Source organism: Nitrosococcus wardiae (assembly GCF_004421105.1).
Lineage (GTDB): Bacteria > Pseudomonadota > Gammaproteobacteria > Nitrosococcales > Nitrosococcaceae > Nitrosococcus > Nitrosococcus wardiae.
Window position 1 is genome coordinate 3,311,609 of sequence record NZ_CP038033.1, and the last position, 12,524, is coordinate 3,324,132.

General features: G+C 49.6%; 10 protein-coding genes. 6 read left to right on the forward strand and 4 right to left on the reverse strand.

Going from position 1 to position 12,524, the window contains the following annotated elements; all coding sequences use genetic code 11:
• Positions 1-68: 68 nt before the first annotated feature.
• Entirely contained in the window at positions 69-419 is a 351-nt protein-coding gene (locus tag E3U44_RS15690; protein ID WP_134359047.1) for a DUF1622 domain-containing protein, read from the reverse strand.
• A gap of 346 nt (positions 420-765) precedes the next feature.
• On the opposite strand from E3U44_RS15690, the gene E3U44_RS15695 reads away from it, so the two are divergent.
• The 6 genes from E3U44_RS15695 to E3U44_RS15720 all read left to right on the forward strand — a co-directional run bounded on the left by E3U44_RS15695 (position 766) and on the right by E3U44_RS15720 (position 7,160).
• Complete coding sequence (locus E3U44_RS15695) at positions 766-1,884, forward strand: 4Fe-4S dicluster domain-containing protein (RefSeq protein ID WP_134359048.1); 1,119 nt, start codon at positions 766-768, stop codon at positions 1,882-1,884.
• Complete coding sequence (locus tag E3U44_RS15700; RefSeq protein ID WP_134359049.1) at positions 1,877-2,725, forward strand: FAD/NAD(P)-binding protein; 849 nt, start codon at positions 1,877-1,879, stop codon at positions 2,723-2,725. The genes E3U44_RS15695 and E3U44_RS15700 overlap by 8 nt, the downstream gene beginning before the upstream one ends.
• A 3-nt stretch (positions 2,726-2,728) precedes the next feature.
• Entirely contained in the window at positions 2,729-3,550 is an 822-nt protein-coding gene (locus E3U44_RS15705) for an NADH-quinone oxidoreductase subunit B family protein (protein WP_134359050.1), read from the forward strand.
• Positions 3,547-4,833 carry a Ni/Fe hydrogenase subunit alpha gene (locus E3U44_RS15710; protein WP_134359051.1) on the forward strand — a complete coding sequence of 429 codons (1,287 nt, stop codon included), beginning with the start codon at positions 3,547-3,549 and terminating at the stop codon, positions 4,831-4,833. The genes E3U44_RS15705 and E3U44_RS15710 overlap by 4 nt, the downstream gene beginning before the upstream one ends.
• Before the next feature lie 51 nt (positions 4,834-4,884).
• Positions 4,885-5,673 (forward strand): sulfite exporter TauE/SafE family protein, encoded by a 789-nt coding sequence (locus tag E3U44_RS15715; RefSeq protein ID WP_134359052.1) that lies wholly within the window; start codon positions 4,885-4,887, stop codon positions 5,671-5,673.
• Between the two features lie 209 nt (positions 5,674-5,882).
• Positions 5,883-7,160 carry a cation:proton antiporter gene (locus tag E3U44_RS15720; protein ID WP_134359053.1) on the forward strand — a complete coding sequence of 426 codons (1,278 nt, stop codon included), beginning with the start codon at positions 5,883-5,885 and terminating at the stop codon, positions 7,158-7,160.
• 12 nt (positions 7,161-7,172) lie between these two features.
• On the opposite strand, the gene E3U44_RS15725 is transcribed toward E3U44_RS15720, so the two are convergent.
• From E3U44_RS15725 to E3U44_RS15735, 3 genes are all read right to left on the reverse strand, one after another.
• Positions 7,173-9,902: a UPF0182 family protein gene (locus E3U44_RS15725; RefSeq protein WP_134359054.1), complete on the reverse strand. Its 2,730-nt coding sequence runs from the start codon at positions 9,900-9,902 to the stop codon at positions 7,173-7,175.
• A gap of 81 nt (positions 9,903-9,983) precedes the next feature.
• Positions 9,984-11,096 carry a YcjF family protein gene (locus tag E3U44_RS15730; protein WP_134359055.1) on the reverse strand — a complete coding sequence of 371 codons (1,113 nt, stop codon included), beginning with the start codon at positions 11,094-11,096 and terminating at the stop codon, positions 9,984-9,986.
• Positions 11,093-12,508 carry a YcjX family GTP-binding protein gene (locus E3U44_RS15735; protein WP_134359056.1) on the reverse strand — a complete coding sequence of 472 codons (1,416 nt, stop codon included), beginning with the start codon at positions 12,506-12,508 and terminating at the stop codon, positions 11,093-11,095. Before E3U44_RS15735 ends, E3U44_RS15730 begins: the two co-directional genes overlap by 4 nt.
• Positions 12,509-12,524: the final 16 nt, after the last annotated feature.

The following is a 12,524-nucleotide window of genomic DNA, read 5'->3' on the forward strand; positions in this document are numbered from 1 at the left end:
ACATCTTGATATCAATCCGTTGTTCTTTGGCCACACCCTTGCCCGCAAGCGGATGGTTGGCCATGGTGTTACCTCTTCTCCTGCCAGGGCCAGCGACCGGTCAATTCTACCTCCAACGTAAAGCTAAGAAACGTACGGATAAGCACGATGATGGCGAGTGTGCCTACAGTTTTGAATGTTAACTCCACCGCGACGGTATGGATGATGTCTGCCGCAACGAGAAACTCCAAGCCAAGTAGAATGCCGCGCCCAAGGCGTTGACGGACCTTGGAAAAGATTGTTTCAGTTTTATCCTGCTTAAGCAGCCGAATCGCCGCAAAAATTAAGGTGTGGAGTGCAAACGCAGTGATAATACAGACACCAAGCGCCTCAACAATCGCCGCAAACCACTCCGCGATGGGTTTTATAATCTCAGACACATAACCTCCCCTTAGGGCATACACCTACCAAAGCCGGCCCAAATTGAGCGCCTTATTCGTTCTTAAGGGACCTCTGCGGCTCAAGACCTGGAGCGCGCTTCACCTCTATGAAAACCCGCGCTACACTGACCTTGTAGAGCAGCTATAAAAAAATTTTAGACAATAAACCTCAACATACAGACAAGAACTCCACTGAGCTTCAGACCGACCTAATCCCCGCTCGCTAAAAGCGGAGGCGAACCGCCAGTTAAGTAAAAATGTAGCTCACCTCTGCACGGGACAATTTGGAGAGGTCTATGCTTATCAACGACCCTGCCCAAAAAGGGGAAGCTAGAAGAGAGAAGCGATGCAATCCAAAAAATTAGCCAAGACGGCATTAGATACGCTGATCCAGGTCCTGAAAGAACAAGGCTATCAAGTCTTAGGCCCACAAATTCGTGCCGATGCGGTTATTTTCGATGAACTTGCCAGCGCGGAAGATCTGCCTCGGGGGATCAAAAGCGTACAGGAACCGGGAAGTTATCGCTTGATCGATGAGGGGGACGAACGCCTATTCGATTTTGTCCATGGTCCCGAATCCCTAAAACGTTTGCTCTTTGCCCCGGAGGAAACCCTATGGACCGTTTCCACCAACGGAGAAGTCCGCTTTAATGACACCCTGTCCGAGGCTCCGCCCGTAGCCGTCATTGGAGCCCGAGCCTGCGATATTGCCGGCATGCAGGTACAAGACCGCACTTTTCTCCAGGGAAGCTATGCCCAATATACCGATCCCTACTATGCCACTCGCCGTGACAATCTATTTTTAGTCGCTGTCAACTGTACCCGTTCCGCAGCCACCTGTTTTTGCACTTCCATGGACACTGGCCCTCGGGCACGGGAGGGCTTTGATCTGGCCCTGACCGAGTTAGAAAATGAGTTTTTAGTAGAAATCGGCAGCGCTGCGGGCAAGGCGGTCGCCGCCAAGCTCCCCCTGAAAGCGGTCACTCAACAGGATACCCAAACAGCGGCAGAGGCGATTCAATCGGCAGCCGACAGTCAGGTGCGCCGCTTGGATACGACCCATATTTACGAACTCCTCTTTGATAACTTGGAGCATCCCCGCTGGGACGATGTGGCTTCCCGCTGCCTTTCCTGCGCTAACTGCGTCATGGTGTGCCCCACCTGTTTTTGCCACCGGGAATATGACGAGATGTCTTTAGAGGGCAATCACAGCCAACATAAACGGCAGTGGGATGCCTGCTTTACCCTAGAACATGGTTCAGTTCACGGCGGGCATCTTCGTCCTCAAATTAAACAACGTTACCGGCAATGGCTGACCCACAAACTCGGCGCTTGGATTGAGCAATTTGGGGTTTCAGGGTGTGTCGGCTGCGGCCGCTGTATCACCTGGTGTCCCACCGGGATTGATCTCACCGAAGAAGTTGCCGCCATTCGCCACCAGCCAGGGCTTAAATCCCATGACTAAAACTCCCTCTTCCAATCCTTATCTCCCCCTAGCCGCCGAGGTGGTAGAGCGTATTGACGAAGCCCCTGGAATTTTTACCCTTCGCTTGCGGCTACGGGATCCCAAAGCGCGGGCGGCTTATCAATTCCAGCCAGGTCAATTCAATATGCTTTATCTATTCGGGATTGGCGAAGTGGCCATTTCCATTGTCTCTGACCCCAAGGATCCGGAAATCATCGACCATACCATTCGCGCCGTGGGTCGGGTGACCAAGGGCTTGGTCCGCCTTGGGCCTGGCGCTACCCTGGGGCTGCGGGGACCTTTTGGCCGTGGTTGGCCCGTGGCAGAGGCCAAAGGCAAAGGGCTCTTAATGGTCACCGGTGGAGTGGGCTGTGCTCCTACCGCCTCGGCCATCCAATACGCCATCCAACGGCGGGAGGATTATGGCCCCTTGGCTATCGCCCATGGTGTTAAGCGCCCGAGCGAGCTTATCTACACCGAACGGTTTCGCTCTTGGGAATCTGCCCCCCAAACCCAGGTCCTATTGGCGGCGGGCCACGCTGAACCAGGATGGCAAGGCAAAGTAGGTTTAGTCACCGAAGTGCTCGATGACGTGGCTCCTGAGGCGTTGCAAGGCATTGCCATGATGTGTGGACCGGAGGTCATGCTCCAGGCGGTAGCGGAGAATCTCATGGAACGGGGCGCTGCCATTGAAAACATCTACGTTTCCATGGAACGCAACATGCAATGTGCCCTTGGCCATTGTGGCAATTGTCAATTCGGAAAAGAATTCCTGTGTAAGGACGGTCCTGTGTTTCCCTATGCCAAGGTCCAAAAGCTGTTGTCCGTAAAAGGATATTAATCCATGAGCAAGTTGCGCATCGCGGTCCATAAATTCGCCTCCTGTGATGGCTGCCAACTCCAGTTTCTCAACCTGGAGCAAGAGTTATTAACTTTGGCGGAGCGGGTCGACATTGCCCACTTTATAGAGGCTTCCAGCGACTTGGGGGAAGGCCCCTATGATGTCTCCTTTGTGGAGGGCTCGGTCTCTACCCCCGAAGAAATCAAACGTATCCGGCAAATCCGTCAACAAAGTCGGCAGGTCATTGCCATAGGCGCCTGCGCCACCGGCGGCGGCATCCAGGCCTTACGAAACTGGGGCCAACATGAGGCCTTTCTCAAAGCGGTCTACGCCAGCCCTGAATATATCGACAGCCTGGAACATTCTACCCCCTTTTCCGATCATATCCGTCTTGATGCCGAGCTTTGGGGTTGTCCTCCCGACCAGGGGCAGCTCAAACGGATGTTGGCCGATCTGATGGCGGGAGTGACTCCTTTTGTGCCGGGGGAATCGGTTTGCCTGCAATGCAAGCGCCAGGGTAACGTATGCGTGCTAGTGGCCAAGGGAGAACCTTGTTTGGGGCCAGTGACCCGGACCGGTTGCGGTGCCCTTTGCCCCTACCAGGAGCGTGATTGTTACGGCTGCTTCGGTCCTCAGGCCGGCGGCAATACCACCGCCCTGGGCCGCCGTTTTCTGGGGCTAGGCCTCTCGCCGGAGGCCATTAAGCACCGTTACCGCTTTATTTATAACTGGGCTCCTGCCTTCCGGGAAGCTTCCCAGGAATGGGAGAGCAAGGATATTACCTATACCCCTCTACCTTCCAAAAAAGAGGGAGAATGGTCATGAACACCCGCCGCATTGAAGTTCCAGTACTCACCCGCGTGGAAGGGGAAGGTGCCCTTTATGCGCGTATTGAAAAAAAACAGGTTACGGATCTGCGTCTGCGGATTTTTGAACCGCCGCGCTTTTTTGAAAAATTCCTGCAAGGCAGAAGCTGGAAAGAAGTCCCGGATATTGTGGCCCGCATCTGCGGCATCTGCCCAGTGGCCTATCAAATGAGCGCCACCCATGCCATTGAAAACGCCTTTAAGGCCACGATTACCCCAGAGATTCGGGCTCTGCGCCGCCTCTATTACTGCGGTGAGTGGATGGAAAGCCACAGTTTGCATATTCATCTACTGGCCGCCCCGGATTTCCTAGGTTATCCCAGCGCCATGGCCATGGCAAAGGATCACCCCGAGGTGGTCAAACGGGGGATGCACTTGCAAGGACTAGGCAACCGAATTTTGAAAATCTTTGGCGGCCGTCCGGTCAATCCGGTGGGCGTGCGGGTGGGCGGCTTCTATCGCGCCCCGAGTCGACAAGAGGCCAGGGAGCTGCTGGAACTGCTCCAATCTGCGCTACCCAGCGCCGAAGCCCTGGTACGTTGGACTGCCAACTTAAAGCTGCCGGAAGTCAACCGGCCTGCCCCCTTTGTCTCCCTGCGCCACCCTAACGAATATCCCATGAATGAAGGCCGTCTCGTTTCCAGTCAAGGCCTAAACATTGGGGCGGCAGAATTTGAACACCACATGATCGAATATCAAGTTCCCCACTCCACCGCCCTGCATGCTCACCTTCAGGGTCAGCCCTATTGGGTCGGTCCCCTGGCGCGCCTGAATAATAATCTGGATCGCCTACCCCCAGAAACGGCCACCCTGCTCCAGGAAACCGGGATCAGCTGGCCCAGCACCAATCCCTATCACAGTATCATTGCCCGCGCCTTAGAAGTCCATTTAGCCTTGCTCGAAGCCGTTCATCTCCTAAAGCACTATCACCGTCCTCGCCAGGCTTATGTAGCTATCGAACCCCGCGCCGGTATCGGGATGGCCGCCACAGAGGCCCCGCGAGGAACGCTTTGGCACCGCTACGAATTGGACGCCGAGGGCTTTGTGCGCCAGGCTCGGATTGTGCCACCGACCAGCCAGAACCAAGCCCAAATGGAAGCGGATATGCGGGCCAGCATCCTAGAATCCCTAGATTTTGATGACGAGGCATTACGGCTGCGGCTGGAATCTGGTATCCGCAATTATGATCCTTGTATTTCTTGTTCTACCCACTTTCTCCGGCTAGAGATAGAGCGGGCATAACTGAAGTTTAACCAAACCACCAGAGAGCATGCCCTGGAAGGACTGATCCTAATGAAAATAGCCGTTACTATCACCCTAGCGCTCGCCCTCTTGGTTGGGCTAACAATTGGCGCATTGGGTGGGGGAGGATCCGTCCTAACATTGCCTATCTTCGTGTATCTACTAGGGATCCCTGCCCAACAGGCCATACCCATGTCAATGCTGATAGTAGGGAGCACCAGTTTCCTAGGAGCGCTCCTCCACTACTATTATGGGCACTTTCATACTAAAGCAACCCTATTATTTGCAGTAACAGGAATGATGGGAGCTTTCCTCGGTTCATTCCTCACCAATAAGGTCTCGCAACCATTACTCATGCTTATCTTCGCCACTCTAATGCTGACGGCGGGCATCGCTATGCTCCGAACGCGCGGGGCATCACAAGGCCAACAGAAGTGCCATGTCGTCCGTTGTCTGGCAATTGGTGCCGGCGTAGGCACTCTCACTGGCTTTCTTGGCATCGGCGGGGGCTTTATGATTGTACCTGCCCTGGTGTTATTCGCTGGCATACCAACTAAAAACGCCATGGGAGTGTCATTGGCGGTCATCACACTAAACTCAGCGGCAGGATTGATGGGCCTTATTCAGCATACTTCAATCAATTGGAAACTAACCCTCAGCTTTTTGGGGCTAGCCCTCATAGGAATGCTCGCTGGCATTGTCATTAAAAAAAGTTCGCGGGCAACACCTTCGCAAAGGATTCGGCTGGATTATCATTGTGCTAGCCTTAGTCATAGCAGGTGTCAATCTCTTGGGTTTCTCGAAGCCCTTCGGCCAATAGCCTGGATATTTCACCACTAAGACACAAAGAGCACGAAGGTGAAGGGATCTTAGTCAGTTAAGAGAGATTGATGGAGTTGGGCGTTGCTCATGAACCCAACAGCTTTACCAATATATTTAATTTAATGTGTTTAAGCTTTTAATTTCTTTGTGTTCTTCGTGCCTTTGTGGTGAGTTCATGAATTATCCAGGCTAATCTGCTGCTGCCAAAAGAGACTTAATCTTCACTAGTGGAGTTGTTCTATATACTGCTGGTTCTGTTGCTGGCAACACGCCTGTTCGGTGAACTCGCCAAGCGAGTAGGACAGCCCCCTCTCATTGGCGAAGTGGTGGCCGGGATCGTACTGAGCGCTCTTGCGGCTGAGTTTCCTGATATCTTTCCCGAACCGGCCGACCTCATCGAGGATCCAGTCTTCACTGCTCTCACCGATCTTGCCATTTTCTTTCTGATGTTATTGGCGGGAATGCATTTACGTCTGCATGAGCTGGCTAAAGCCTCCGGTAATGCTTTTTTCATCGCCGTGGGCGGAATGGCGGTACCCATGGCTGTAGGAGTGGGGCTAGGATGGCTGCTTGTCCCCGACTCCGATTATAAACAGGCCCACACCCTATTTCTTGCCACTACCCTTTCCATCACAGCGCTCCCCGTCTCGGTGCGCATCCTTATGGATTTGGGTAGGCTTCATTCACGGATAGGCCAGGTTATCGTCTTGGCAGCCTTCATCAATGAAGTTCTGGGTTTGTTCCTCCTCGCAGTGCTAATGGCCATGATCAATACGGGTGAACTCCCCGACGTCGCCTCGTTCATGTATTTGCTCGGTCAGGCCCTGCTCTTCTTTATGGTAACTGGCGTGGTGGGTTATTTCACGCTCCCCTTCATCGGTAAATTCATCACCCTGTTTCGCCTTGATGAGATTAACTTCAGCGGCCTGCTCATCATTGCGCTGGCCAATTCTGTGCTCGCTGAAGTGCTGGGCATGCACTTTATCCTCGGCGCTTTTATTACCGGTGTGCTCTTCACTCCAAGCACTATCGACGAGACTGCCTATGAAGAGATTAGACGCAGGCTCAGTGGAATCAGCGAGGGCTTTCTCGCCCCCCTATTCTTCGCTTCCATTGGCCTGCACATCGATTTGAATGCTCTCGTCAAAGATCCCATATTCATCATCTATTTCATCTACGCCGCTTTCGCCTGCAAGTTCCTTGGAGCCGGACTGCCCGCTTATTGGATGGGATTTTCCTCCCGTGACGCCGCCGCTATAGGAGTAGGCATGAGCGCCCGTGGCGCCGTTGAACTCATCATTGCCAACATCGCCTTGCGGGCGGGGTTATTCCAACGACCGGAACCCACTCCCCCTTTCATAGAAAACTTATTCTCAGCCATTGTCATCATGGCCCTAGTGACCACATTGGTGACACCGATTGTCCTCAAGAGATTACTAGGAGCGGGAAAAGAGGCAGATAAGGAGTCCAATAACTCTGCCTCTACTCACGCCGATTCAAAGTAACCCAAGAATCTACTACTGGAGGGGAGGTACCTCTGCTTCTATTGGAGGTGCCTCTGTTTCTATGGCTGTTTCTATACGCTCTTTAAGTGTGGTATAGGCTTCCTCCAGGGTGGGTTCCATCACCACAAAGTGGCCATCACTGATAATAATGCGCTGCAACCGGGGAATCTTTACCCTACCTTTGAAAGAGAGGAAGACGGGTTGAATATAGAGAACAACCTGGCCCACCGGCATAATGATCATATCGCCCAAAACAACATCAGAGCCATTTTGGCTCCATAGCGTAAACGAAGCAGCAACCTCTGGATCTATACTAATCAACGTTTGGATTTGGGAAGGTCCAAATACCAATTCTCCTTTGGGGAAGCTATAGACAATGAGCCTGCCATAATAGGGCTCATCACTGCCGGCCACGAGCATGACCCGCATATTATCCCGTCCTTTGGCTAGCATGGGCAAAAACAATAGAAAATCAAGCCTGTCTTCTTCGATTAAATCCAGCGTCAAATAATAAGCTTCCAGGCGACTTTCTGATCCTCGAGTATATTTTTCAACAGAAAGCCTTTTATCTTTCTTCTTATCAGAGGCTTCTAGGTCAGTTTGGGGGTATTTGGCAAAAGACCACATATCTTCCTGTTGATAAAAGGTTTCTACGTCAGTTTGGTGGTACTTGGCATAGATTCCCATTTGTATCTCGAATAAATCCTTAGGATAACGGACATGAGCACGAATATCAGGGGGCATCTGCTCTTTTGTTTTAAAAAGACTGGGATAGATCCTGCTATAGGCTTGGATGATGGGATCGCTAGAATCAAAGATATAATAGTTAACCGTGCCGTTATAAGCATCCACCGCGATTTTTACTGAATTGCGAATGTAATTTAATTTCCCTTTCCCTCTAGCCCTCATAGAGGAATCGAAATTCATTACCCCCCGACTGTCCTCCGCATAAGGATACCAGCTTGAAACCGTATAGGCGTCCTGAATCCAATAAAGCCCCTTGGAGGTAAGCACCAAGTAGGGAAAAGAATCCAAGAGAAGATAGGGAGTCAGTGTATTGATCCGTTGGATAATATTACGTCGAAAAAGTAATCTGCTCTGGCTATGGGTTTGAGTAGTAAAAAATATATTTCTATTATTAAAATAAAAAGAAAAGATCAACTTCTTAAATAATGAAGAGAGAGGGAATCCTCCTTCTCTTAGAGGAACTCCTCCTTCTCCTCGATAATTAATCATTACATTAGAGGACCCTTTCGGGTAATGGAATTCCCCATTTTCATTAGGCGCGATAGCATAACGATAGGACCCCAGGCCATAGTAGATACTGGGCTGTTCAATACTAAAATCATCGACGGATTCCGGTGGAACTCCCCGAATAAACCAATCCATACCCGCCTCACCCTGTCCTTGACTAGCCGAGGTCATAGCAGCGCCATAGCCATGAGTATATATTAAATGTTCGTTTACCCACCTCCGAGCACCCCTTGGAATTTCTTCGTAATCCAATTCCCGAGCCGCCAAAAGAACTTGTTGTTTATCCCCGTTGACCAGGTACCGATCAACATTTATCGCCGGGAAGTGATAATAGGTGCGCAACCGTTGAAGTTGGAGATAAACTTGGTTAACGAGTTCCCTATGCCAAAGTGGAACATTGCGAATGAAATCCTGCACTTTAGTGTTAGCAACACTTACTGGAATTTTTCTTCTTTGATAGTCTCTGACTTCTACATCCTTGAGTTTATAGGCATCCAAAGTGGCTTGAATACTGTTGTCTATAAAAGGTTTTTCCAAGGAAAGCTCATTGGGATCAACGATATGTTCTTGGATAACCCCGTGCAAAAATTGAGAATGGCGGGCCCCTAGAGAGAGGACAAAGAATAAGAAAAAAACCGTAAGCAATTTTAATCCCTTGCGCTTATGGATAAAGAATATAACTGAAAAGGCAATTCCCAATAAAAAAAACAGAGACAACCAAATCAAGGGCAGGACAATGCGCATTTCAATGAAGCCAGGACCAAAAAACAAGGGTTGATGGGCCTCGCTATAAACCAGTGCATTGCGCTGTAAAACAAAATCCCATATTTCGATAAGAAATACTATCAATATCAAAATGCTCAAATGCCGTTTGGCCTCGACTGGCAAACGCTTACCGTGTTGAGAGAGTAAACGATTTTCGATCCAATAGAGCAACGTCAACCCGATTAGGAGCAGCAGAAAAGCGATTGACAGACGTTGCACGATAAGCGTAAAAATGGGAAAAGAAAAAAGATAATAAGAGACATCCTTACCATAAACTGGATCTTGAATGCCCATATCGGGAGCGACTAGATAAAGTAGAAAAGCTTCCCACTGCTGGAAAAGAGGCCAGGCAATAAGAATGCTTAGGATAACGGAAAAAGGCGTATAGACCCAGAGTGAACCCGCTTGAAACTGATTAAATAAACGCTTAAAGCTTTTTCTGGGCGTACCTGGTGGAACCTCAGAAGGGCGTTCTGTCCCCAAGTAATGGGAGGCAACCCAAAAATTAATAAAGAAAATAAGAAAAAAAATAATACTTAATTGTATGAAAACAACAAATTGATAAAGCATCCGTTGCCAAAAATATAAACCATAATCCTGGGCATCAAACCACCAGAGATTTACTAAAAAAGGGACACCTTCAAATCCAGCAAAAATCAATAAAATAAAAAAGACGATGATGCTGAAACCGAGAACAAATAATCTGCGCTTCCAACGGGGCATATTTTTTCCTTTTTAGTGGCTAAAATATTTAATCTTTTTTACATCTAATAGATTTCTATTTTAAGTCATTAGCTCTTCTTATCAACTCCCTGGACGTGGCTGTCTCTCAGCCCTGCTTCCGCTTGCCATGGCCTCACGCACTGCCTTGATCACTTGTTTTCGAATCCGAGCTAGATAAGGCCGATCTTCTCCACTAAAAGGAATCGGTCGGCATAAACGCATAGTAATGATTCCCACTCGTGCCGTATAAATTCCCATCGTAGCACCTTGCCCTGCCTGGGCTGATAAAGATGCCAGGAAAGTGCCTCCCAAAGTTTCAGCACCCGTATCCGCGACGACTTCTGAAACACCAGCAAGTGCAAGATTTCCTAGTACCCCTCGAATTAAAACAAAGGATCCGGCAAATCCAGGGCGCCCTCCATAGAGTATCGCGATCTCTCGCACCATGCGTACATTCCGCCATAGGCTAAGGACCGCATCAAATAAGACTAAAGGCGAGATAATTGTGATTAATGCAGTCTGCGAAGCATACTTTACGATGACTCTATAGGCGCGCTCATCAAGAGAACGCAAAACTTGCTTAGCGAACAACTCTAATACTTCAGCATCACTATGAGCATCGGTCACCATGGAATGAAAAACTTCAATTCCTGGATCTAAATCTGAACGTCTCGAGTAAAGGGTCTCAATACGGGCAACTAAATTTGTGGCAGCACCATGCCCCCCCTTTTCAGTCAGGTGTTTTGCTTCCTCTTGGAAAGCAGAGATATCTTGCATACGCCAGATATCTCGCACCTGCTCCCGCACCCACATTACGATGGCCACAATGAGCATGCCAAAGAGAATCGTAAAGAAAAGACCAAGCAAAAGGCTACGTTCAAACATAGCACCGAGGAAGGTCACCGTATCAAGCACGATAACACTCACTAGCAAAGCAACGGCGGCTCTTAAAAACCAGCGGAAGGCACGATGTCGCTGTCGTAAGGTTTGCTGCTTTAGCTGCTCGATATCCCTTTCCAAGGGAAGGCTTTTTTCTCTCTCTGTAAACTCGCTCTTGCTAAGATAATCTAAAAAAGCGCGCTCACCTTCCTCTGCAAGCACTCGCGGGGAGGGAGACCTACGTTTTTCTTTGTCCCTCACCTGCTTTGGCTCAGATTCAATTTCCACGGGTGGAATCCAATGTTTATGACTCATCTCAATTTGTCCCCCAGAAGAAACTCTAAGGCTTGATCCAAGCGGATATGAGGCAGCATCCTAGAAGGGGATTCAGGAATAGGAGGGGGATGAAAAGAAAGAAAACGGAAACGGTCCTCAACCCAGTCTTCAGGAGTAGGGATAGTTTCTGGAATTTCGCCAGGGAACAACAATACCTCACGTTCTCGCCCCTCAGGCATACCCTTGACACAAGAAAGCTTGCCTCCTTCATAATCTGTGACGACAGTCTCTGTCGATTTAACAGAAGACAGTGTCATCGTATCCATTTCCACACCACTAAAGCGGACTTCTTTTGCACCTTCCAAGATTAGCTGTTCTAGCAAAAGCCGAAGATTGTGATGCTGATTGGCAGCTACATGATCCGCCTTGGTTGCAGCAAATAAAACCCGATCAATGCGAGGTTTAAAGAGACGGCGAATTAGACCCGAACGACCATAAGAAAAACTTTCCAATGTTAACGCCAGCGTTTCCCTCATGTCATGAAAACACCCATAACCCCGATTGAGAATATTGAATAGATCTACCAGCACAATCTGCCGATCAAAGCGCGAGAAATGTTCTTGATAGAACCGTTTGACAACACGCTCTTTATAAGCTTCATAGCGCTGACTCATGATGCTATAGAAACTCCTCTCCGGCGGCGCTACTACCGGGGGAAGGGGGCAAAAGCCAAGAATAGGCGTCCCTTTCAAGTCCCCTGGCATGGTAAAACGCCCCGGCTGAAGGAGGGTCAGTCCCGCTGCCTTACAACGATTAAGAAACTCGCTGTAAAATTCTGCGGCTTGCCGCATAGTTTCTTCTTCAGCGGTCTTAATCAGGTCCAAGTTGTTGAGAAAACTAAGCCACTCTTTCGATAATGAAGCTCGGGGCTCCTGTTTACAAAGCTCAAACACCTGCTGAGACCAGTCCTCAAAAGACTTTTCTAAAAGTGTCAGATCTAGGAGCCATTCCCCCGGATAGTCAATGATATCTAAATACAGAGTACTCAATGAGGTCATTCGCCGCCGCAGCATAGTCCCTGGGCGATAACGGATAGCTAGGCGGATTTCACTGATCTGATCCGTAGGCTCCGGCCAGGAAGGAGGCTTACTGGCTAACTTCTCAACAAACGCCTTATAACGAAACTCCGGTAGTTCGCTCTCTGCCCGGGGGATAATCTTAGCCCCCGCAAGACGGCCTTCATTGGCGATTTTAAAAAAAGGTAACTGGGAGCCATGGGACAAATGATGAATTAAAGAAGTAATAAAAACTGTTTTTCCACTCTTATTAAGTCCTGTCACTGCCAGCCGAACAGAACGATCAAGTGCTCGATGAGCGAGATCACTCACACTGCTGCTGAACCGTCGTCTAAATGCCTCTATGTCGGCACGGTCGAGGCCAATATCTGCCATTGGGTTTCTTCCAGTA